General features: G+C 73.0%; 23 protein-coding genes and 1 pseudogene. 20 read left to right on the forward strand and 4 right to left on the reverse strand.

The window, feature by feature from the left end:
- The first annotated feature begins 71 nt into the window (after positions 1 to 71).
- Entirely contained in the window at positions 72 to 1055 is a 984-nt protein-coding gene (locus IE245_RS21470; protein ID WP_189950022.1) for a helix-turn-helix domain-containing protein, read from the forward strand.
- Between the two features lie 254 nt (positions 1056 to 1309).
- On the forward strand, positions 1310 to 1786 hold the full coding sequence (locus IE245_RS21475; protein ID WP_373305373.1) for a DUF456 domain-containing protein: 477 nt from the start codon (positions 1310 to 1312) through the stop codon (positions 1784 to 1786).
- Here the strand turns inward: IE245_RS21475 and IE245_RS21480 are convergent.
- Entirely contained in the window at positions 1773 to 3128 is a 1356-nt protein-coding gene (locus IE245_RS21480) for a DNA-3-methyladenine glycosylase 2 family protein (RefSeq protein ID WP_189950024.1), read from the reverse strand. The two genes, IE245_RS21475 and IE245_RS21480, sit on opposite strands and share 14 nt — an antisense overlap.
- 63 nt (positions 3129 to 3191) lie before the next feature.
- Positions 3192 to 4316: a ribosome small subunit-dependent GTPase A gene (rsgA, locus tag IE245_RS21485; protein WP_189950026.1), complete on the reverse strand. Its 1125-nt coding sequence runs from the start codon at positions 4314 to 4316 to the stop codon at positions 3192 to 3194.
- 334 nt (positions 4317 to 4650) lie between these two features.
- Here rsgA and IE245_RS21490 point away from each other — a divergent pair, with 334 nt between their 5' ends.
- From IE245_RS21490 to IE245_RS21505, 4 genes are all read left to right on the forward strand, one after another.
- Entirely contained in the window at positions 4651 to 6093 is a 1443-nt protein-coding gene (locus IE245_RS21490; protein ID WP_189950028.1) for a hypothetical protein, read from the forward strand.
- 50 nt (positions 6094 to 6143) lie between these two features.
- Positions 6144 to 6623 (forward strand): hypothetical protein, encoded by a 480-nt coding sequence (locus tag IE245_RS21495; RefSeq protein ID WP_189950030.1) that lies wholly within the window; start codon positions 6144 to 6146, stop codon positions 6621 to 6623.
- Positions 6624 to 6843: 220 nt separating this feature from the next.
- A complete protein-coding gene (locus tag IE245_RS21500) occupies positions 6844 to 7473 on the forward strand; it encodes a hypothetical protein (RefSeq protein WP_229851430.1) in 630 nt (209 codons plus the stop codon).
- Positions 7474 to 7734: 261 nt separating this feature from the next.
- A complete protein-coding gene (locus IE245_RS21505) occupies positions 7735 to 8154 on the forward strand; it encodes a VOC family protein (protein ID WP_189950032.1) in 420 nt (139 codons plus the stop codon).
- Here IE245_RS21505 and IE245_RS21510 read toward each other — a convergent pair.
- Together IE245_RS21510 and IE245_RS21515 are read right to left on the reverse strand one after the other, a co-directional pair.
- A complete protein-coding gene (locus IE245_RS21510) occupies positions 8094 to 8747 on the reverse strand; it encodes a helix-turn-helix domain-containing protein (RefSeq protein ID WP_373305366.1) in 654 nt (217 codons plus the stop codon). The genes IE245_RS21505 and IE245_RS21510 overlap by 61 nt on opposite strands.
- 125 nt (positions 8748 to 8872) lie before the next feature.
- Positions 8873 to 9997, reverse strand: a complete 1125-nt coding sequence (locus tag IE245_RS21515; RefSeq protein WP_189950033.1) for a YihY/virulence factor BrkB family protein — start codon at positions 9995 to 9997, stop codon at positions 8873 to 8875.
- Positions 9998 to 10014: 17 nt separating this feature from the next.
- Between IE245_RS21515 and IE245_RS38240 the strand changes: the two genes are divergently transcribed.
- The 14 genes and pseudogenes from IE245_RS38240 (at position 10015) to IE245_RS21575 (ending at position 22295) form a co-directional block, all read left to right on the forward strand.
- Positions 10015 to 10392: a hypothetical protein gene (locus IE245_RS38240; RefSeq protein ID WP_444545740.1), complete on the forward strand. Its 378-nt coding sequence runs from the start codon at positions 10015 to 10017 to the stop codon at positions 10390 to 10392.
- 54 nt (positions 10393 to 10446) lie between these two features.
- Positions 10447 to 10779 (forward strand): annotated as a pseudogene (locus IE245_RS38245) (DNA alkylation response protein); the annotation flags it as partial.
- Positions 10780 to 11217: 438 nt separating this feature from the next.
- Positions 11218 to 12510, forward strand: a complete 1293-nt coding sequence (locus IE245_RS21525) for a helix-turn-helix domain-containing protein (RefSeq protein ID WP_189950035.1) — start codon at positions 11218 to 11220, stop codon at positions 12508 to 12510.
- A 311-nt stretch (positions 12511 to 12821) separates the two neighbouring features.
- Positions 12822 to 13391 carry a GNAT family N-acetyltransferase gene (locus tag IE245_RS21530; RefSeq protein ID WP_189950037.1) on the forward strand — a complete coding sequence of 190 codons (570 nt, stop codon included), beginning with the start codon at positions 12822 to 12824 and terminating at the stop codon, positions 13389 to 13391.
- Between the two features lie 155 nt (positions 13392 to 13546).
- Positions 13547 to 13630: a putative leader peptide gene (locus IE245_RS38120; RefSeq protein WP_311136957.1), complete on the forward strand. Its 84-nt coding sequence runs from the start codon at positions 13547 to 13549 to the stop codon at positions 13628 to 13630.
- A gap of 126 nt (positions 13631 to 13756) precedes the next feature.
- Positions 13757 to 15454, forward strand: a complete 1698-nt coding sequence (locus IE245_RS21535; protein ID WP_189950039.1) for a nitrite/sulfite reductase — start codon at positions 13757 to 13759, stop codon at positions 15452 to 15454.
- Positions 15455 to 15542: 88 nt separating this feature from the next.
- Positions 15543 to 15722: a hypothetical protein gene (locus IE245_RS21540; protein WP_189950041.1), complete on the forward strand. Its 180-nt coding sequence runs from the start codon at positions 15543 to 15545 to the stop codon at positions 15720 to 15722.
- A complete protein-coding gene (locus tag IE245_RS21545) occupies positions 15719 to 16435 on the forward strand; it encodes a phosphoadenylyl-sulfate reductase (RefSeq protein WP_189950043.1) in 717 nt (238 codons plus the stop codon). The genes IE245_RS21540 and IE245_RS21545 overlap by 4 nt, the downstream gene beginning before the upstream one ends.
- Complete coding sequence (gene cysC / locus IE245_RS21550) at positions 16435 to 17001, forward strand: adenylyl-sulfate kinase (protein ID WP_373305367.1); 567 nt, start codon at positions 16435 to 16437, stop codon at positions 16999 to 17001. Before IE245_RS21545 ends, cysC begins: the two co-directional genes overlap by 1 nt.
- Complete coding sequence (cysD, locus tag IE245_RS21555) at positions 16998 to 17933, forward strand: sulfate adenylyltransferase subunit CysD (protein WP_189950047.1); 936 nt, start codon at positions 16998 to 17000, stop codon at positions 17931 to 17933. Before cysC ends, cysD begins: the two co-directional genes overlap by 4 nt.
- 2 nt (positions 17934 to 17935) lie before the next feature.
- On the forward strand, positions 17936 to 19279 hold the full coding sequence (locus IE245_RS21560; RefSeq protein ID WP_189950049.1) for a sulfate adenylyltransferase subunit 1: 1344 nt from the start codon (positions 17936 to 17938) through the stop codon (positions 19277 to 19279).
- Positions 19280 to 19479: 200 nt separating this feature from the next.
- On the forward strand, positions 19480 to 20589 hold the full coding sequence (locus tag IE245_RS21565) for an aliphatic sulfonate ABC transporter substrate-binding protein (RefSeq protein ID WP_189950051.1): 1110 nt from the start codon (positions 19480 to 19482) through the stop codon (positions 20587 to 20589).
- 34 nt (positions 20590 to 20623) lie between these two features.
- On the forward strand, positions 20624 to 21421 hold the full coding sequence (locus tag IE245_RS21570) for an ABC transporter ATP-binding protein (protein WP_189950053.1): 798 nt from the start codon (positions 20624 to 20626) through the stop codon (positions 21419 to 21421).
- The gene (locus IE245_RS21575) at positions 21408 to 22295 is read left to right on the forward strand and encodes an ABC transporter permease (protein WP_189950055.1); all 888 of its coding nucleotides are present in this window, start codon (positions 21408 to 21410) and stop codon (positions 22293 to 22295) included. The genes IE245_RS21570 and IE245_RS21575 overlap by 14 nt, the downstream gene beginning before the upstream one ends.
- Position 22296 lies beyond the last annotated feature (1 nt).

The following is a 22296-nucleotide window of genomic DNA, read 5'->3' on the forward strand; positions in this document are numbered from 1 at the left end:
GAATGCCTCCGGAGAACACGCGCGGAACGTCGCGCGCGCTCCCCCGGAGGCACGGCGAGGGGCGGGAACCGATGCTGGGTGCGATAGGACTGGACGAGCGGCAGGAGTCCGCCTACCGGGCGCTGATCGCGCTCGGCGCGGCGGAGGTCACCGACCTGGCGCACCGGCTCTCGCTCCCCGAACCGGACACCGAACGGGCGCTGCGCCGCCTGGAGGCGCAGGGCCTCGCCGCCCAGTCCTCCGCCCGCACCGGCCGCTGGGTGGCGGCCCCGCCCGCGGTCGCGCTCGGCGCGCTCCTCACCCAGCAGCGGCACGAACTGGAACAGGCGGAGCTGGCGGCGGCGCTGCTCTCGGAGGAGTACCGGTCGGAGGCGGCCGAGCCGGCCGTCCACGACCTGGTGGAGGTGGTGACCGGCGCGAGCGCGGTGGCGCACCGCTTCTTCCAGCTCCAGCTCGGCGCCACCGAGGAGGTCTGCGCGCTCGTCACCGGCAAGCCGATCGCCGTCACCGGCCTGGAGAACGACGCGGAGGAACTGGCCGCGGGGCGGGGCGTCCGCTACCGCGTGGTCATCGAGCGGGAGGTGCTCACCCTCCCCTCCGGGCTGCTCGAACTGTCGGCGGCGCTCGGCCGCGAGGAGCAGATCCGGGTGGTCGACCGCGTCCCGACCAAGCTGGTGGTCGCCGACCGTACCCTCGCGATGGTCCCGCTCACCGGCCGCGGCGCCGAGCCGGCCGCGCTCGTGGTCCACGCCAGCGGCCTCCTGGAGTCCCTGATGGGCCTCTTCGAGTCGGTGTGGCGGGAGGCGCTGCCGCTGCGGCTCGGCGTCGGCGCCCAGATCACCGAGGACCAGGCCCCCGGCCCGGACAGCACCGACCTGGAGATCCTCTCCCTCCTCCTCGCCGGCATGACCGACGCGAGCGTCGCCAAACAGCTCGACCTCGGCCTGCGCACCGTCCAGCGCCGCGTCAAGGGCCTGATGGAACTGGCCGCCGTGACGACCCGCCTGCAGCTGGGCTGGCACGCCTACGAGAAGGGCTGGGTGGCGAGGGGCTGACCACACCGCCCGGGAGCGGGCACGCCCGCCGCCCCGGGGGCACCCCCGTTCCCATGGATGCGCGCCCAATCCCCCTGGGCAGGCCCGCCCGCGGGGCGGGACGCCTGCCCACGGGACGGCGCCCCCCCCTGCCGGGCCGGGGCTTCCGGGCCCGGAACCGCGTCCGCCGCGCGGCGCACCCGCTCCCCCGTCCACCCCTTCGGTCCCCGCGACCTGCGGGAACCCGCCCGGTGGGGGAGGCTGGCCCCGTGGGTGTGTGGCAGCTCCTGATGGTCGCGGCGGTCATGCTCCTCGGCCTGTTCGGGGTCCTGGCCCCCGGCGTGCCGGGCAGTTGGCTGGTGTGGGCCGCCGTGCTGTGGTGGTCGCTGCACGAGCAGACCGGCCTCGCCTGGATCCTGCTGGTCTCCTCGACCGCCCTGCTGCTCCTCACCCAGGTGGTGGTCTGGCAGCTGCCGCCGCGCCGCTTCCGGGGCACGGCCCTGACCCGCCGGACGATCGGCTACGCGGGCTCCGGCGCCCTCCTCGGCTTCGTCCTGGTCCCGGTGCTCGGCGCGGTCCCCGGTTTCGTCGGCGGGATCTACCTGTGCGAGCGGCGCCGCCTCGGCGGCCACGGCCAAGCCCGCGCCGCCACCCGCGCGGTGATGCGCGCCGGCGGCACCAGCATCCTCGTCGAGCTCTTCTCCTGCCTGCTGATCGTGGGCGCGTGGGCGGGCGCGGTCATACTCGGCTGACCTGCGAGAACTCCAGGTGGCGCCACGCGTACGACCGCCAGGGCGCCCACTCCCCCGCCTCCCCCGCCACGGCGACGTCCGGGTCGCCGAGCGACCGGATCCGGATCAGGGCGGCGGCACGGGCGTCGACGCCGGGTACGGCCCCGAGGACGCGGGCGGACTCGTCGCGGTCGGCACCGGGGTCGAGCCGGAGGCCGCCGTCGACGAGGGCCCGGGCGAGCGGCCCGGCGACGGGGTGGCCGACGAGGTCCGCGGGCGCGGGAAAGAGTGCGCGAAGGGTCCCGTCCGGGCTGTCCAGCGGCGTGCCGAGCTCCGCGAGGACGCGCGCGGACTCCTCCGGCCCGAGGACGGTCCGGAGGGCGTACTCCTCCGGGTCCGCGGCGCCCGGCGAGCGCAGCCCCGGCCGGGCGGCGACCGCGGCGGCGAGCCGCGGGTCGGCGCCGAGGCGCTCGGTGACCGCGTGGGGATCGGCGTCGAGGTCGAGGAGGCGGCGCAGCCGGTGCACGGCGGTGGTGAGGTCGCGCAGCTCGGCGAGGTGCAGCCGCGCCTCCAGCCAGCGGCCGGGCGCCGCTTCCGCCACGGCGACGACCCCGGGACCGTACGGCAGCCGCAGGGTGCGCCGGTAGGTGCGGGCGCCGCGCTCCCCGGTGACCTCCTCGACGCCCGGCAGGGCCTCGGCGGCCAGCAGGTCGAAGACCTCGGCGGCGGCGTACGGCCCCCGGTAGGCGAGCCGCAGCGGTACGCCGGTGGTGGTGGCGGCGCGCGGCCCGGCCGCTCCGGCGGTCTCGGCGCGGAGCTCGGTCGGGGTGCGGGCGTACACGGCCCGGATGGTGTCGTTGAACTGGCGGACCGAGGCGAAACCGGCGGCGAAGGCGATCTCGGTGACCGGCAGGGAGGTGGTCTGGAGCAGGACGCGCGCGGTGTGGGCCCGCTGGGCGCGGGCGAGCGCCACCGGCCCGGCGCCCAGCTCGGCGGTGAGCTGGCGCTGGACCTGGCGGGTGCTGTAGCCGAGGCGGACGGCGAGGCCGGGGACGCCCTCGCGGTCCACGACCCCGTCGCCGATCATGCGTACGGCCCGTCCGACGACGTCGGCCCGGACGTCCCACTCGGCGGAGCCGGGCACCGCGTCGGGCCGGCAGCGGCGGCAGGCGCGGAAGCCGTGACCCTGAGCGGCGGCGGCCGTCGGGAAGAAGGCGACGTTGCGCCGCTTGGGGGTGACGGCGGGGCAGCTGGGCCGGCAGTAGATGCCGGTGGTGCGGACGGCGAAGAAGAACTCCCCGTCGAACCGCGCGTCCCTGCTGCTCACCGCCTGGTAGAGGGTGTCGCCCTCGTCGTCCGTCATGCCTCCAGTGTGCGGCGGCGGACCGCCGCGCACCGGCGGCTTTCGGACATCGCGGGCGACCGCCTACCGGAGCCGCCCCTCCCTCTTGAAGGCCAGGGCGGCCCGGCCCTCGGCGCCCTTGCGCTTCCAGTCCTTGCGGATCTCGTGGCGCATCCGGGCGTCGGTCTTGGCGACGAGCCGCTGGTTCTCCCGGAGGAGCTTGCGGTAGCTCTCCAGGCGCCGTACGGACAGCGTGCCCTCGTCGAGGGCGGCGGCCACCGCGCACCCCGGCTCGGCCTCGTGGGAGCAGTCGTGGAAGCGGCACCCGGCGGCCAGTTCCTCGATCTCCGCGAAGGTCTGCCCGACCCCGGCCTCGGCGTCCCACAGCCCGACCCCGCGCAGCCCCGGGGTGTCGATGAGCACGCCGCCCCCGGGCAGCACGAACAGGTTCCGGGTGGTGGTGGTGTGCCGGCCCTTCCCGTCCACGTCACGGGCCGCCCGCACGGTCATGACGTCCTCGCCGACGAGGGCGTTGGCGAGGGTGGACTTGCCGGCGCCGGAGACGCCGAGCAGCACGGTGGTGCCGCCGCCGACCACGGCCGACAGCACCTCGACCCCCTCGCCGGTGGAGGAGCTGAGCGGCAGCACCTCCACGCCGGGGGCGACGTTCCGGACGTCCTCGACGAGGTGCGAGAGCACGACCGGGTCGGGCACGAGGTCGGCCTTGGACAGCACGACGGTGGGCAGGGCACCGGACTCCCACGCGAGGGCGAGGAAGCGCTCGATCCTGCCGAGGTCCAGCTCGACGGCGAGCGAGACGGTGATGACGGCGTGGTCCACGTTGGCCGCGAGGATCTGCCCCTCGGACCGCTTGGACGACGTCGACCGCGCGAACGCCGTCCGCCGCGGCAGACAGGCCCGTACGTACCGGGGATCGGCGGCGCCCTCGGGATCGACGGCGGCCCAGTCCCCGGTGCAGACGACCCGCAGCGGATCGTGCGGCGTCACGAACGCGGTGTCGGCGCGCACGACCCCGTCGGCCGTGGCCACGTCACACTGCCCCCGGTCGACCCGGACGACCCGCCCCGGGACCAGCCCCTGGGCGGCGTACGGCGCGAAGGCCTCCGCCCAGCCGGCGTCCCAGCCGTGGGCGTCGAGGACGGACGAGGAAGTGGAAAGGGAAAGCTGGTGAAGCGAAGCGTTGAACAAGGGGGACCCTTCGAAGGGCGGCCCCCGGCGGCGCGCTCCGAGCGCGCGGTACGAGTGGGTGTCAGCCGGAGACCACAGGGGCGGGAACGATGAACTCCTGAATGCGGGCAGAGCCCGTCACCGTGACAGTCATCAATGTCCTCACCTCCTGCTTCTTCTCAACGAACCGACACCGCGCCCTGCTTGGGAGCGGATGAGCAGAACCATAACCCCGTCCCAGGGCGCGGCACCACCGATTAAATCCGAGACCTCACCCGCCCGACATCGGCCGCGGACGCTCCGTCGTCACGCCCCGGGGAAACCTCGTGGCGCTGTGATCCGATGATGCGATGGCATGGGACGAATGGGACCGCGCGAAAGCGGACGTGACCGCCCGACAGCAGGCGCCGACTGGAAGCGCATGGTGGAGAAGATGCAGCGGCTCGGCGGTGACGCCCGGGACGGCATGAAGGCGAGGGCCGACAAGGCCCGTTGGGACGGAGTCAACGCGAGCGTGACGCGGGCTTTCGTCGGCAAGACGGTGAAGGAGCTCGCGGACCTCCACAAGGAAGCTCAGAGCATCTTCAGTGTCCTTGATGACGCACTCACCGAGCTGAGAGGCCTCCGGCAGCGGGCCGGGAGTGTGACCGCCGAGGCCGAGGAGAAGGGCTTCAGCGTCACCGGTCACGAGGACGGAAGCATAGCGATCGCGGACGCCCTCATCTGCGAGGTGGACGGGCCCGGGCAGAAGAAGCGCGACATGATGCAGTGGTACGCCGACACATTGACCGGGATCCTGAGCCACGCCACCGAGGTGGACGCGGCCGCGGTGCGGGCACTGCGTGCGAGCCACGGCGGTGATCCGACCAACGCAGGTCACGCCTCGTACACGGCACTCGACGAGGACATGCTCCCCCGCGCGATGAAGCTCGCCGGGTTGGGAGCGGATGCCGATGACAAGCAGCGTGGGGAGCTGCGGCGGCTGTGGACGTCCCCGAGTCCTGAGGCCCGGGCTCGGCTCTGGACGCAGCACAAGGACGACCTGCTGGCGGCCGGCCTGTTGACGCCGTCGGTCAAGTGGGTGGCCGCCGACGACGGTGCAGGGCCGTACGACGTCGATTCGCCGGGCTTCGGGGACTACTGGATGGAGTTGCAGGCCAACGGGATATCGAACAGTGGTGACTTCCTCGGCAAGACGGATGCGGCCCGACACATGGACCACTACCTGAACGAGACCGGCAGTACTCTCGACCTCGATGTCGACAGGATGCTGAGCGACGAGAACGACACCGTACTCCGCGACGTATCGGCGGCGACGCGCGCCAAACAGGAGGACGAATGGCGCCGTCAGGCACTTGAAGCGTTCGCGCGGTCGGGTGGCAAGCCCGTCGCCATCCCCGTGGAGACCGCAGGGGTGGGGTACACCCATGGCAAAGGGCCGGACGGCACGGCGAACTGGTACCTCGCGGTGGGTAGTGCCATGACGAACACCACGGGTGTCGTCACTGCGGTGCCGGGCCCGGACGGCAAGCCGCACGTCAGCATCGACTACCAGGTCGATGTCTGGGACCGGTACAACTGGGACCCCGGCAAGGCCACGCCCATCGGTCCGACCACGGTCACCGACGCCGACATGGCCCGCATGCACACGACTGGGCAAGCCAGGGAGTTCGACATGAGAGGGAGCAGTTCGGTGCAGCGGCACGACTTGCCGTCGGGCGGCGCCTGGCCCGATCCGAAGGACCCCGGCCGGAACGGCACACGCACCGACATCGGCCGGAACGGGGACGCTCGATGAACAGGGAGCCACGGGACCGGTGGCGTCCCGCGCTGACCGGCGGGGCGACCGTGCTCACCGCGCTGCTGGTGACCGGATGCTCGGGGGCGGCGGAGAACCGTACTCCGGCGGCGGAACGCTCCTCAGGAGGGGTGACCCACTGGGTGGACACGGCCACCGTGGAGTCGGTGGCCGAGATGCTGCGCGTGCGGGTGCCGGCGACGGCGACGCAAGCGAAGGCGGCGCACTTGGCAGGGCTCCAGGACGACGGCCTGATCATGGCGTTCGTCCTCCCTACGGCCGAGGTGGATGACTTCGTCGCGCAGTTGAAGCCAGAGGAGCCGCTCAGCCTGCGGGAACGGCCACTCGCCCGCAACACGAACCCGTCGACGCCGTTCTCGCACCTCGGACTGCCCGAGCCCGACCTGTCGGCGAAGGTCCGTGAAGCTCAGGTGTGCGCGCCCTGCGAGGATGACCTCGACTGGTTGAAGATCGCGGTGACGAAGGTCGACGCACACACCAGCCGGGTCTACCTGAGCGGCGCCGACTGACGACCGCGCGCTTCCGGTCCGTCGACGCGACCCGCGCGGCCGCGCGGGCTTCGGTGACGACCATGGGGTGGGCAGCACCGCCTCGGGCGGTGGAACCCGTCTCCACTCCGGGCGGCGGCTTTCAGAAGTCGCCTGCTGCCGCAGCCGGACCAACCGGGCCGCGAGGGCGACCGGACGGATCCGGGTCGTGAGCGGCAGGAAGCGCGATAGAGGATCACGGATGGACACCTCCCCCCGGACCGCTGCCGGCACCCGGCCCGTGCGCCGCCGTCGTGTGCCGGTCGCAGTCGTCGTCGTCGCGGTTCTCCTCGGCTGCGTCGCCACCGCGATCGGTGCGGTGTCCTGGGTCGCCGATGACGTGTCGTCGGATCTGACGGACCAGGAAATGACGTGCTGCTGGGAAGAGGGGGCCACGCCCGCCTGGATGAGCGACCAGCTCGGTATCCGCATTCCGGAGGGAGCCTCGGACCGGCGGTCGGGCTACAAGACCGGCCAGCGTTACGACACCGGCCTGCTCGCCTTCGTCCTGCCGAGCGAGGACGCGGAGCGGTACACAGGCAGACTCATCCGGAGCGGCACCGAGATGATCGGGAACGTGCACCCCGAGGAGAAGGGCTACCGGCCCGCCGCCGCCTTCGGTCACCTCGGACTGCCCGAACCCGAGACGCTCGTCCAGGGCCTCCGGAAGGCCAGCCTGTGCCCGGACGACCTGGCGTCCCCGGAGGGCAAGTACCTCCAGCGCTGCGTCGACCTCTTCGCCCACGAGTTCACACCCGGCACCACGCGGATCTACGTCCGGTCGACCATCGAACCGTCCCTCACGCCTCCACCCGCGAGCAGCGCTCCGTAAGCCCGTTGCGCGGGCATCGCGGAAGGGATCGGCGGTGGCCGCGGAGGTGGGTGAACGAGCTTCTGCGGGCGGGCGAGGCCTTTCGTGACGACGGCCATCGTTCACACCTCCTGTGCCTTTCCCGGCGCGCGACCGGCGTGCGGGGTCCGTCGGGCACGGGCGTGCGTCGCCCCGGCCGGGGCCGCGTGGGCCGCGCCACGGGTTCTTCCGGTGTCCGATCCGTACAAGACGCCGGTGTCCGGCGGGCCTAGTTTCCGGGGCATGAAGACACTTCGACTCGACCTCATCGGGCTGGTGGTCGCCGACATGGCCGCCTCGCTCGCCTTCTACCGGCGGCTCGGATTCGACTTTCCGGAGGGGGCGGAGGAGGAACCTCACGTGGAGGTGGCGGTGCCGGGCGGGCTTCGGTTGGCGTGGGACACGGAGGAGTCCGTGCGGGCCTTCGATCCGGGGTTCCGGCGGGCGGAGGGCAGCCGGGGGGAGCTGGCGTTCCGGTGCGGCACGGCGGAGGAGGTGGACGCGGCGTACGCGGAGCTGACGGGGGCCGGGTACGCGGGGCACCTGGCGCCGTGGGACGCGGTCTGGGGGCAGCGGTACGCCGTGGTGACCGATCCGGACGGTTACGGGATCTCGCTGTTCGCCGATGTCCCGGCCGGCTCCGGGGCTTCCGGCGGCGCCTGACCGGCCGCCGCGCGCGCGTACGCCCCGGGGGTCGTGCCCGCCAGGGCGCGGGTTTCGCGGGTGAGGTGGGCCTGGTCGGCGTAACCGGCGCGGGCGGCGGTCTCGGCGGGCGGCAGGCCGGCCCGCAGCAGGGCCAGGGCGCGCTGGAGGCGGAGGACGCGGGCCAGGGTCCGGGGGCCGTAGCCGTAGGCGTCCAGGGCGAGCCGGTGGAGGCGGCGGGTGCCGAGGCCGAGGGCCTCGGCGGTCTCGCCGACCGGGCGGCCCGCGCGGAGCCGGGCGGTGACCGCGCGGAGCAGCGGGTCGGGCGGTCCGGTGCGGGCGGCGCGGCGGAGCGCGTACGCCTCCAGGGCGGCGGCGGGGTCGGGGGCCTCGCCGATCCGCTCGGTGAGGCGGCGGGCGGCGGCGGCGTCCCACAGGTCGGTGAGGTCCGCCCGGCGGTCGCGGAGTTCGCGGGCCGGGACGCCGAGGAGGCGGGGGGCGTCGCCGGGGGCGAAGCGCAGGCCCGCGTACCGGGCGACGGGCTCGGTGGAGCGGTGCGCGCGGGTGTCGGCGCCGGCGACGAGGAGGCGGCCGTCGGCCCAGATGAGGTCCATGCAGCCGTCGGGGACGACGAGGGCTGCGGAGACGACCGGGGCGGGCGCCGTCCGGGTCCACAGGACGGCGCCGGCGAGCCGGGCGGGGCGCTCCCCGTAGGCCCCTGCGGGGGCGGGCGGGGTGCTCAGTCCTTCTCCCAGCCCGTGTGGAGGCGGGACTTCACGTCGTCCGGGGGGAGGAACCTGGACCAGCGTTCGGGGAATTCGGAGGGCATGTCGGGGTCGTCCTCGTCGACGTCCTCGGCCTCGGCTCGGATGCGGGCGACGAGTTCGGCGGCCTGGACGGCGCGGGCGCGTTCGTTGGCCTCGCGGGCGGCGGCGGTGGCGACGGACGGCCAGACGCGGTCGATCGCAGCGTTGACCGCCGCGCCGACGAGGACGGCGAACGCGGAGACGCCGATCCAGAGGAGGATCGCGATGGGGGCGGCCAGGGAGCCGTAGATGGTGGGGCCCTCGACCTGGCTCGTCAGGTAGATCCGCAGCAGGAAGCTGCCGAAGGCCCACATCGCGAGGGCGACGAGCGCGCCGGGGATGTCCTCGATCCAGGGCGACCGGACGGGGACGGAGACGTGGTACAGCGTCGTCAGGAAGGCGATGGAGAGCAGGATGACGGCCGGCCAGTACAGGACGGCGACGACGCCGGTGCCCCAGGGGACGAGTTCGACGACCCGGTCGGGGCCGACGACCGCGAGGGGCAGGACGACGGCTCCGATGAGCAGCGCCACGATGTAGAGGAGCAGGGCGAGGAGCCGGGTCTTGACGATGCCCCGGTGTCCGTCGAGGCCGTACATGACGGTGATGGTGTCGATGAAGACGTTCACCGCGCGGGAGCCGGACCACAGGGCGATGGCGAAGCCGAGCGAGATGAGTTCGGGTCGTTTCGCGCGGGTGATGTCGTCGAGGATCGGCTGGGCGATCTCGGCGACGCCCCGGTCGGAGAGGATCGTTCCGGCCGCCCGGAGGATGTTCTCCTCGATGCTGGCGACGGTGTCGGTGTTGGTCCAGTCGTCGGCGTAGCCGAGGACGGCGATCAGGCCGAGCAGGAGGGGCGGCAGGGACAGCAGGGTGAAGAAGGCGGCCTCGGCGGCGAGGCCGAGGATCCGGTACTCGATGCACGAGTTGACGGTGTCCTTGAGGAGCAGCCAGACCATCTTCCGCTTGGAGACGTTGCGGTAGAGGACACGGGCCCGGTGGAGCCTGCTCCAGGGGCGTCGCTCCGGCCGTTCGGGTGTTTCGCTTGCTGCCTGCACGTGCTTACCGTATCGGCATGGAAGCACCCTCCCGCACCGCCGTCGACCAGGCTCCGCCCCTGGTGGGGTACGACGTCTTCGCGTGCGACCGGGCCCTCGCCGAGGCGGTCGACCGCCACCTGCCCGCGGAGCTCCTCGACGGGGCCCGCGAGGAGCTGCGGGCGCTCGGCCGGGCGGCCGGTTCGGAGCGGGTCCGGGAGTGGGGCGAGCGGGCGAACTCCTTCCCGCCCCGGCTGCGGACCCACGACCGGCACGGGCGGCTGATCGACGAGGTGGACTTCCCTCCGGCCTGGCGCCGGCTGCTCGGCGAGGCGGTGGCGGCGGGGCTGACGGACGCGTGGGACCGGCCGGGCGGGCACGTGCGGCGGGCCGCCGGGTTCCTGGTGGCGACGTAGACCGGGGCCGGGGTCGGCCGCCCGGTGTCGATGCCCCACGCGCCGGTGCCGGCGCTGCGGGCGCTGCGGACGGAGCCGGCGGCGCTCGACGCGTATCTGCGGGAGGTCGGCGAGGCGCGGGGCGCGGACCCCCGTCTCGACCGGGCGATCCGCGGCGTCCTCTCCGAGCTGGCCGATATGGAAGGCGCGGAGGGGCGGGCCCGGCGCCTCGCGGAGCGGATGGCCCTGGTCCTCCAGGGCGCGCTGCTGGTCCGCTGGGCGCCGCCGGAGGTCGCGGACGCGTTCTGCGCGGGCCGCCTGGGCGGCGATTCGGGTACGTCCTTCGGCACCCTGCCGCCCGCCCTCGACCTGCGCGCGGCGGTGGAGCGGGCCCGGCCGGCGGAGTGAGCGGGGCCCGGGGCACGGTTCCGGACGGGTGTGCGGGAATCGGTCACGCGGCGGGGAGGCGGGGCGCGTTCCGGAGGGGCCGGTCGCGCGTTCCGGAGGCCTGGCCGCGCGTACCAGGGGTGGCCCGGCGGCCCGCGGGGCGGGGCGCGCGGGCGGTACGCGCGGAAGGCGGGGGTGGTGCTGCGCCGACACGGCACCACCACCCGCCGTCATCCACCCTCACGCACGGGGGCGGTAGGGGGCCAGAGTTGCAAAGGGTTGCAGGATTACCCGAACCGGGCTCCATGGAGGGCTTCCGGGCGGCACGATGGACCCTCGGCACTGCGAGTCGCGGCCCTGGAGGACAATTCGGACGGGCCGTGCGGGCTCATGGCGCTCCGGTCATCCGCCCGGGCACTGCAGAACCGATCCAGCGCACCGGGTGGCGGGGAGGGACCGATGAACAACACGCGGCTCGACATGAAGCGGCTGTCCACCATGGACGCCGTCCAGGCGGCCCGGCTGCTGCACCGCGTCCGCGACGAGACCCTGGCCGGGCGTACGCCTCCGATCGCGCCCCGCGCGGAGATCGACGCCTCCTGGCGGCGGATGGCCCGGCTCGGGCTCGACCCGGACCAGGGCACCAGGAGCGTGCTGCTCCGCCGCGACGAGCTGGAGCACCGGCGGCGGAGCACCCTGCTCGCCGAGGTGATGGAGACGCTCAGCTCCGGGCTCGCCGGGATCGCCGACGCCTCGCTCCAGATCATGGTGGTCACCGACGAGCACGGCCGGGTCCTCTGGCGCGAGGGCCACCCCTCGGTGATGCGGCAGGCGAACGGCATCTGCCTGGAGGAGGGCGCGGCCTGGGACGAGCACGCCACCGGCACCAACGCGGTCGGCACCGCGCTCGCCACCCGGCGTGCGGTGCAGGTCCACTCCGCCGAGCACTACGTGCAGTCGCTGCACAACTGGACCTGCGCGGCGGCGCCCGTCCACGACCCGCGCGACCGGCGGCTGCTCGGCGTCCTCGACGTCAGCGGACCGGCCTCCACCTTCCACCCCTCGATGCTGGCCCTCGTCGGCTCGGTCGCCCGGCTCGCCGAGGCCGAGCTGCGCGAGCGGCACCGGTCCACGATCGAGCGGCTGCGGGCGGTCGCCGCGCCGATCCTGTGCCGGGTGGGCGGCCGGGCCGTCGCCGTGGACGCCCACGGCTGGACCGCCGCGGTGACCGGGCTCGCCCCGGCGGACCGGATCCCCCTGCCGAAGGGGCTGGGCGCCGGCCGGGTCTGGCTGCCCTCGCTCGGGCTGTGCACGGTGGAGCCGCTGCCGGGCGGCTGGCTGCTGCGGGTGGAGGAGGACACGGCGCCGGCCGGTACGGGGTCGGGGGCGGCGAGCCGGGTGGTCCTCGATCTGAGCCGGCCCCGCCGCTGGACGGTGGCGGTCTCGGGGGCGGCGGGGAGCTGGCAGCAGGAGCTGAGCCCGCGCCACGCCGAGCTGCTCTACCTGCTGGCCCTGCACCCGGACGGGCGGACGGCGGCGGATCTGGCGGAGGACGTGTTCGGGGACCGGACCAGGACGGTGACCGTCCGGGCCGAGATGTCCCGGGTGCGGAGGACCCTCGCGGGGGTCCTGGCGCACCGCCCGTACCGCTTCCGCGAGGAGATCGCGGTGGAGGTGCGGCGCCCGGAGCACCCGGACGAGCTGCTGCCCCATTCGACGGCCCCGGCGGTCCGGTCCGGCGTCGGCGTCTGAGACCGGACCGGCCGACCGGACCGGGTCCCGGGCTCACCGACCGGACCGGACCCCGGACCTGCCGACCGGGCGGCCGCCGGACCGGACCGATCCACCCGCCCGCCCACCGCCGTCCACATGCTGGACAACGCGTCCGACGCGTCCTCGAGGGCACCCCGACGCCGCCCCGAGGCCACCTCGAGGGCGTCCCGAGGGCTTCCACGGTCCCGGGACCCCGCCGCGCCCGGCGTGACGCCCCCGACCCCCGACCCCCGACCCCCGACCCCCGACCCCCCTGGGAATCCCGCGCTCCGCATGATGCGATAAGGGGCATGAGCATCACTCTCACCACCTGGTCCCTGGAACAGACCTCGCCGGACGACCTGCGTCCGGCCCGGGTCCCGGAGGGCGACGGCATCGCCGTCCGCCGGGCCGAGGTGCCCTCCCCCGAGTTCAGCCGCTTCCTCTACACCGCGGTCGGCGGCGACATCCACTGGGCCGACCGGCTGTCGCTCTCGTACGAGCAGTGGAAGGAGATAGCGGAGAAGCCGGGCGCCGAGATCTGGGTGGCGTACGACCGGGGGACGCCCGCCGGGTACGTGGAGTTCGACCCGCAGGACGACGGGGTCGTCGAGATCGTCTACTTCGGCCTGATCCCCGCCTTCCGGGGCCGCCGCATCGGCGGCCACCTGCTCACCGAGGCCGTCCGGCGCGCCTGGGACCTGGCCGAGCGCTGGCCGGACCGGGAGCCGACCAAGCGGGTCTGGCTGCACACCTGCTCGCTGGACGGGCCGCACGCCATGGCCAATTACGAGCGCCGCGGCTTCCGCCTCTTCGACACGAAGACGGAGACGGTCGAGGAGGCCGAGACGCCCGGACCGTGGCCCGGGGCGCGGGCCTGAGCGTCCGCCGGTCCGCCGTCGCGCGGCGTGAAAGGGGCCCTGATCAGGGCCCCTTTCACGTGACCCAGACCACACTGTCTCGACAAGCGAGACGTTCGCGTCCACATAGCGGACGAAGCTGGACTGGGTCCAAAGTCCCGTGACACGCTTCCGCCATGCCTGGAACTGGAACTGCCTTGGTGAGTCGGCGGCACGTCGACCTCGGCCGCATGTCCAGCGCCATCTGTCCGGCGCGCTGAGCAAGCCAGCACTGCCGCACCTCCCTCTGAGCCCGACCCTGCTGCGCACCGTCGCGCCACTCTCTGTTCTGCGCGCGAGTGTGCAGGTCAGAGCCGCCCTCCCGCAGTCCCGAAGGACAAGACGCCATGGCCGCCACCCCGGAAAACCCCACTCCCGCCGCCGCCCGCCGCAAGACCGGGCGCCACCGTGGCGAGGGTCAGTGGGCCGTGGGGCACTTCACCCCGCTGAACGGCAATGAGCAGTTCAAGAAGGACGACGACGGTCTCAACGTGCGGACACGCATTGAGACGATCTACTCCAAGCGTGGATTCGACTCGATCGACCCCAACGACCTGCGCGGGCGCATGCGCTGGTGGGGCCTGTACACGCAGCGGAAGCAGGGCCTCGACGGCACGAAGACCGGCGTCCTGGAGCCGGAGGAGCTGGACGACGAGTACTTCATGCTCCGCGTCCGCATCGACGGCGGCCGGCTGACCACGCGGCAGCTCCGCGTGATCGGCGAGATCTCCGAGGAGTTCGCGCGCGGCACCGCCGACATCACGGACCGGCAGAACGTCCAGTACCACTGGATCCGGATCGAGGACGTCCCCGAGATCTGGAACCGCCTGGAGGCGGTCGGCCTCTCCACCACCGAGGCGTGCGGCGACACCCCGCGCGTCATCCTCGGCTCGCCGGTGGCCGGCATCGCCGAGGACGAGATCATCGACGGCACCCCCGCCATCGACGAGATCCAGCGCCGGATCGTCGGCAACAAGGACTTCTCCAACCTGCCCCGCAAGTTCAAGTCCGCCGTGTCCGGATCCCCGCTGCTCGACGTGGCGCACGAGATCAACGACGTCTCCTTCGTCGGCGTCGTCCACCCGGAGCACGGCCCCGGCTTCGACGTCTGGGTCGGCGGCGGCCTCTCCACCAACCCCAAGCTCGGCGTCCGCCTGGGCACCTGGGTCTCCCTGGACGAGGTCCCCGACGTCTACGAGGGCGTCATCTCGATCTTCCGCGACTACGGCTACCGCCGGCTGCGCAACCGCGCCCGCCTGAAGTTCCTCGTCGCCGACTGGGGCGCGGAGAAGTTCCGCCAGGTCCTGGAGGACGAGTACCTGAAGCGGAAGCTGACCGACGGGCCCGCCCCGGCGGAGCCGGCCGGCCGCTGGCGCGACCACGTCGGCGTGCACCGGCAGAACGACGGCAACTTCTACGTCGGCTTCGCCCCGCGCGTCGGCCGGGTGGACGGCCCCACCCTCACCAAGATCGCCGAGCTGGCGGAGGCGCACGGCTCCGGCCGGGTCCGCACCACCGCCGAGCAGAAGATGATCGTCCTCGACGTCGTCGAGTCCCAGGTCGAGTCGCTCGTCGCCGCCCTGGAGGCGCTCGACCTGCGGGTCACGCCGTCGCCGTTCCGGCGCGGCACGATGGCCTGCACCGGCATCGAGTTCTGCAAGCTGGCGATCGTCGAGACCAAGGGCCGCGGCTCCGCGCTCATCGACGAACTGGAGCGCCGCCTCCCGGACTTCGACGAGCCGCTGACCATCAACATCAACGGCTGCCCGAACGCCTGCGCCCGCATCCAGGTCGCGGACATCGGCCTCAAGGGCCAGCTGGTCCTGGACGACGAGGGCAACCGCGTCGAGGGCTACCAGGTCCACCTGGGCGGCGCCCTCGGCCTGGAGGCCGGCTTCGGCCGCAAGGTCCGCGGCCTCAAGGTCACCTCGGCCGAGCTGCCCGACTACGTGGAGCGCGTCCTCACCCGCTACCGGGCGGAGCGCGAGGACGGCGAGCGCTTCGCCACCTGGGCGGCCCGCGCCTCCGAGGAGGCCCTGTCGTGAGCGACGACCGCGCGGCCACCGGGCCGCGGACGACCACGAAAGCCGCACCGGTGCGCCGCGCGGGCGGAGAAGCGAACGAGGAGGCACCGTGAGCGAGCGCGCCGCCCCGTTCTTCTGCCCGTACTGCGGGGACGAGGACCTGCGTCCGAACGAGCAGGGCCACGGGGCCTGGGAATGCGCCGCGTGCAGTCGAGCCTTCCAGCTGAAGTTCCTGGGGCTCCTCGCCCCGGCGACTTCGAGCGACACCTCTGGAGGGGAAGAGACATGACGGCCACGCGCATTTCCGAAGCGACCACCGACGCCGAGCTGAAGGCGCTCGCCGAGCAGGCAGGCCGCGACCTGGAGGACGCCTCCGCGCTGGAGATCCTCCAGTGGGCGACCGCCACCTTCGGCCCGAAGTTCTGCGTCACCTCCTCGATGGAGGACGCGGTCGTCGCCCACCTCGCCTCCCGCGCCCTGCCCGGCGTGGACGTCGTCTTCCTCGACACCGGCTACCACTTCGAGGAGACGATCGGCACCCGTGACGCCGTCGAGGCCGTCATGGACGTCAAGGTCATCACCCTGACCCCGCGCCAGACCGTGGCCGAGCAGGACGCCGAGTACGGCCCGAAGCTGCACGACCGCGACCCCGACCTGTGCTGCGCGCTGCGCAAGGTCCAGCCGCTCCAGGAGGGGCTGACCGCGTACACCGCGTGGGCGACCGGCCTGCGCCGCGACGAGTCCCCGACCCGGGCGAACACCCCGGTGGTCGGCTGGGACGAGAAGCGCCGCAAGGTGAAGGTCTCCCCCATCGCCCGCTGGACGCAGGACGACGTCGACGCGTACGTGGCGGAGTTCGGGGTCCTCACCAACCCGCTCCTCATGGACGGTTACGCCTCCGTCGGCTGCGCGCCCTGCACCCGCAGGGTCGAGGCGGGCGAGGACGCCCGGGCCGGCCGCTGGGCCGGCCGCGCCAAGACCGAATGCGGGCTGCACGGCTGATGACCACCCCCGACACCCCCCTGGAGACCCCCGTGACCGGTGCCACCGTCTGGCTCACCGGCCTGCCGAGCGCCGGCAAGACCACGATCGCCTACGAGCTGGCCGGCCGGCTGCGCGAGGAGGGCCGCCGCGTCGAGGTCCTCGACGGCGACGAGATCCGCGAGTTCCTCTCCGCGGGCCTCGGCTTCTCCCGCGAGGACCGGTTCACCAACGTGCAGCGGATCGGCTTCGTCGCCGAGCTGCTCGCCTCGCACGGCGTGACCGTGCTCGTCCCGGTCATCGCCCCGTACGCCGACAGCCGCGAGGCGGTCCGCAAGCGCCACCAGGCCGAGGGCACCGCGTTCGTCGAGGTCCACGTGGCCACCCCGGTCGAGGTCTGCTCGGTCCGCGACGTCAAGGGCCTGTACGCCCAGCAGGCCGCGGGCGAGATCTCGGGCCTGACCGGCGTCGACGACCCGTACGAGGCCCCCGAGGCCCCCGATCTCCGGATCGAGTCCCAGAACCAGACCGTGCAGGAATCGGCGGCGCAGCTGCATTCCCTGCTCACCGAGAGGGGTCTCGCATGACGACCGTCGCTCATGTCCACGAGGAGACGGACAGCCCGTTCGCGCTGTCGCACCTCGACTCGCTGGAGTCCGAGGCCGTCCACATCTTCCGTGAGGTGGCGGGCGAGTTCGAGCGGCCGGTGATCCTCTTCTCCGGCGGCAAGGACTCCATCGTCATGCTGCACCTGGCGCTGAAGGCCTTCGCCCCGGCGCCGGTCCCCTTCACGCTGCTGCACGTCGACACCGGGCACAACTTCCCCGAGGTCATCGAGTACCGCGACCGGGTCGTCGCCCGGCACGGGCTGCGGCTGCACGTCGCGTCCGTGCAGGAGTACATCGACCGCGGCGCCCTCAAGGAGCGCCCGGACGGCACCCGCAACCCGCTGCAGACGGTGCCGCTGACCGAGGCGATCCAGCAGCACCGCTTCGACGCCGTCTTCGGCGGCGGCCGGCGCGACGAGGAGAAGGCCCGCGCCAAGGAGCGGGTGTTCTCGCTGCGCGACGAGTTCTCGCAGTGGGACCCGCGCCGGCAGCGCCCCGAGCTGTGGCAGCTGTACAACGGCCGGCACGCCCCCGGCGAGCACGTCCGGGTCTTCCCGCTGTCCAACTGGACCGAGCTGGACGTCTGGCAGTACATCCAGCGGGAGGGGATCGAGCTCCCGGAGATCTACTTCGCCCACGAGCGCGAGGTCTTCGCCCGCAACGGCATGTGGCTGACGGCCGGCGAGTGGGGCGGCCCGAAGGAGTCGGAGACGGTCGAGACGCGGCTGATCCGCTACCGCACGGTCGGCGACATGTCCTGCACCGGCGCCGTCGACTCGGACGCCACCACGCTGGACGCCGTCATCGCCGAGATCGCCGCCTCCCGCCTCACCGAGCGGGGTGCCACCCGGGCCGACGACAAGCTGTCCGAGGCCGCGATGGAAGACCGCAAGCGCGAAGGGTACTTCTAACCATGAGCACGTCCACCGAGCAGCCGGCCGCCGAGCTGGCGGCCACCACCCTGCTGCGCTTCGCCACCGCCGGCTCCGTCGACGACGGCAAGTCGACCCTGGTCGGCCGCCTCCTGCACGACTCCAAGTCCGTCCTCGCCGACCAGCTGGAGGCCGTCGAGCACGCCTCGCGTTCGCGCGGTCAGGAGGCGCCGGACCTGGCGCTGCTGACCGACGGCCTGCGGGCCGAGCGGGAGCAGGGCATCACGATCGACGTGGCGTACCGCTACTTCGCGACCCCGCGCCGGCGGTTCATCCTCGCCGACACCCCGGGGCACGTGCAGTACACCCGGAACATGGTGACGGGCGCGTCGACGGCCGAGCTGGCCGTGGTCCTCGTCGACGCCCGCAACGGCGTCGTCGAGCAGACCCGCCGGCACGCGGCGGTCGCCGCCCTGCTCCGCGTCCCGCACGTGGTCCTGGCCGTGAACAAGATGGACCTCGTCGACTACGCGGAGCCCGTCTTCGCCGCGATCGCCGAGGAGTTCACGACGTACGCCTCCGAGCTCGGCGTCCCGGAGATCACCGCGATCCCGATCTCGGCACTCGCCGGCGACAACGTGGTGGAGCCGTCCGCGAACATGGACTGGTACGGCGGCCCCACCGTCCTGGAGCACCTGGAGACCGTGCCGGTCAGCCACGACCTGACGGCCTGCCACGCCCGTTTCCCGGTGCAGTACGTGATCCGTCCGCAGACGGCCGAGCACCCCGACTACCGGGGTTACGCGGGCCAGATCGCGGCCGGTGCCTTCCGGGTCGGCGAGGAGATCACCGTCCTGCCCTCGGGCAAGACCTCGACGATCACCGCGATCGACGCGCTGGGCGAGCCGGTGGACATCGCCTGGGCCCCGCAGTCGGTGACGATCCGGCTCGCCGACGACATCGACATCTCGCGCGGCGACCTGCTCGCCCCGAGCGCCGACGCCCCGGCGACCAGCCAGGACGTCGAGGCGACGGTCTGCCACGTGGCGGACCAGCCGCTCACCGTCGGCCAGCGGGTGCTGCTCAAGCACACCACCCGCACGGTCAAGGCGATCGTCAAGGAGATCCCGTCCCGGCTCACCCTGGACGACCTCTCCCAGCACCCGGAGCCCGGGCGCCTGGTCGCCAACGACATCGGCCGGGTGAGGGTCCGCACGGCGGAGCCGCTGGCGCTCGACGCGTACGCCGACTCCCGCCGGACCGGCTCGTTCCTGCTGATCGACCCGGCGGACGGCACCACGCTCGCGGCGGGCATGGCGGGCGAGTCCTTCGCCACCGCCAAGGCCGTCGTGTCCGTCGACGACGAGGAAGGCTGGGACTTCTGACGATGGATCAGGACTGCTACGGCTCTTTCGCGAAGGAAGGGGGCCGGGTGGGTTCCGGCGCCCTCGGCGCAGGCAGGGGAGGTGTCGCGCGATGTGCGTGCTGACCGCCTCCGCGCACGGCTGTCGCCGTGCGGCGACGCTCCACCCGCACCGCCGTAAACGCAGACCACAGACCCACTGAACCGAGGGGAAGACCTCCCGTGCCTGCCACCACCCGCACCACCACGCTCCGCGGCCTCGCCGCCGCCGCCACGCTGCCTCTGCTGATCGGCGCGCTCGCCTCGTGCGGCTACGGCTCCCAGGCCAAGAACGACAAGGAAAAGGTGGCGGCGACGGGCGAGAAGCTCTCCGCCGACTCCGTACGGCTCGGGTACTTCCCCAACCTGACGCACGCCACCGCCCTGGTGGGTCACCAGGAGGGCATCTTCCAGAAGGAGCTCGGCGGCACGAAGCTGAACGTCTCCACGTTCAACGCCGGCCCCTCCGAGATCGAGGCGCTCAACGCCGGTTCGATCGACATCGGCTTCATCGGCCCCTCCCCGGCGATCAACGGCTACACCAAGTCCAAGGGCACCAACCTCCGCATCGTCGGCGGCTCCGCCTCCGGCGGCGTCAAGCTGGTGGTCAACCCGGAGAAGATCAAGACTTTGGCCGACGTCAAGGGCAAGCGGATCGCGACCCCCCAGCTCGGCAACACCCAGGACGTCGCCTTCCTCAACTGGATCTCCGAGCAGGGCTGGAAGGTCGACGCCCAGAGCGGCAAGGGCGACGTCTCCGTCTTCCGCACCGACAACAAGGTGACCCCGGACGCCTACAAGTCCGGCTCCATCGACGGCGCGTGGGTCCCGGAGCCGACCGCGTCCAAGCTCGTCAGCGAGGGCGCCAAGGTCCTCCTCGACGAGTCGACGCTGTGGCCCGACGACAAGTTCGTGATCACCAACGTCATCGTGTCCCAGAAGTTCCTGAAGGAGCACCCGGACGTGGTGGAGGCCGTGCTGCGCGGCTCGGTGAAGACCAACGCCTGGATCAACGCCAACCCGGAGAAGGCGAAGGAGTCGGCCAACTCCAAGCTGAAGGAGCTGACCGGCAAGCCGCTCGGCGCCGAGGTCATCGACGGCGCCTGGCCCTCGATCCGGTTCACGAACGACCCGCTGGCCGCCACCCTCCAGGCCCAGGCCGACCACGCGGTGAAGGCCGGTCTCCTGGAGCAGCCCGACCTCAAGGGCATCTACGACCTGAAGCCGCTCAACAAGGTCCTCGAGGCCGAGGGGCAGCCCGAGGCCGCCGACGCCGGTCTCGGCGTCAAGTAACCAGCCAACCGCTGCTACCCAGGAGGTGACGACCATGGCCACGCCCACGACGCTCGCCAAGGCCGAGGACCGCGTGCCCGCCACGGGTCACGCCGCGCGCCTCGCGCACGTCTCCAAGTCCTTCGGCGGCCCCGCCGGCGGCCAGCTCGTCCTGGACGACATCTCGCTCGATGTCGCCCCCGGCGAGTTCGTCACCCTTCTGGGAGCCTCGGGCTGCGGAAAGTCCACGCTGCTCAACCTGGTCGCCGGGCTCGACCGGCCGTCCGCGGGGTCGATCGAGACCCCCGGCGGCCGGCCGGCCCTGATGTTCCAGGAGCACGCCCTCTTCCCGTGGCTGACCGCCGGGAAGAACGTCGAACTCGCCCTGAAGCTGCGCGGACTCCCGAAGGCGGAGCGCCGCCCGGAGGCCGAGCGGCTGCTCGAACTGGTCCGGCTCGGCGGCTCGTACGGCAAGCGGGTCCACGAGCTGTCCGGCGGCATGCGGCAGCGCGTGGCGCTGGCCCGCGCCCTCGCGCAGGCCAGCGACCTGCTCCTGATGGACGAGCCGTTCGCCGCGCTCGACGCCATCACCCGGGACGTGCTCCACGACGAGCTCACCCGGATCTGGCGGGAGACGAACCTCTCCGTCCTCTTCGTCACCCACAACGTGCGCGAGGCCGTGCGGCTGGCCCAGCGCGTCGTCCTCCTCTCCTCGCGGCCCGGCCGGATCGCCCGGGAGTGGACCATCGACATCCCGCAGCCGCGCCGCATCGAGGACGCCGCCGTGGCGGAACTGTCCGTCGAGATCACCGAAGAACTGCGTGGGGAGATCCGCCGCCATGGCCAGCACTGAGACACCCGTCCGCAAGGGCGACGACCTGGCGGGCCTGGAGGCCGGACTCGACGCGCTGGACAGCGTGCAGATCCGCCGCACCCCGGTGCGCGAGGTGCTGCTGAAGAAGGTGCTGCCGCCGGTCCTGGCGATCGTGCTGGTCCTGGCGGTGTGGCAGCTCCTCGTCACCCTGGAGGTGACCGACGAGGGCAAGCTGCCGTCGCCCGGCGCCGTCTGGGGCAGCCTGTCCACGATGTGGCTGGAGGGCACCCTCCTGGAGGTGCTGTGGACCAGCGTCTCCCGCGCCCTCCTCGGCTTCCTGCTCGCCCTGGCGATCGGCACCCCGCTGGGGCTGCTCGTCGCCCGGGTGGGCGTGATCCGCACCGCGATCGGCCCGATCCTGGCCGGCCTGCAGTCGCTGCCGTCGGTGGCCTGGGTCGCGCCGGCCGTCCTCTGGCTCGGCCTCAACGACTCGATGATGTACGCGGTGATCCTGCTCGGCGCCGTCCCGTCCATCGCCAACGGCCTGGTGGCCGGCGTCGACCAGGTGCCGCCGCTCTTCCTGCGGGCCGGGCGGACGCTCGGCGCGACCGGGCTCAAGGGCGCCTGGCACATCGTGATGCCGGCCGCGCTGCCCGGCTACCTCGCGGGCCTCAAGCAGGGCTGGGCGTTCTCCTGGCGCTCGCTGATGGCCGCCGAGATCATCGCCTCCTCCCCCGACCTGGGCCTCGGCCTCGGTCAGCTCCTGGAGAACGGCCGCAACAACTTCGACATGCCGGGGATCTTCCTGGCGATCTTCCTCATCCTGCTCGTCGGCATCGCGATCGACCTGCTCTTCTTCAGCCCGCTGGAGCGTGCGGTCCTCCGCCGCCGCGGCCTGCTCGTGAAGGCCTGAT

Source organism: Streptomyces roseolus, assembly GCF_014649855.1.
In the GTDB taxonomy this organism is placed as follows: domain Bacteria; phylum Actinomycetota; class Actinomycetes; order Streptomycetales; family Streptomycetaceae; genus Streptomyces; species Streptomyces roseolus.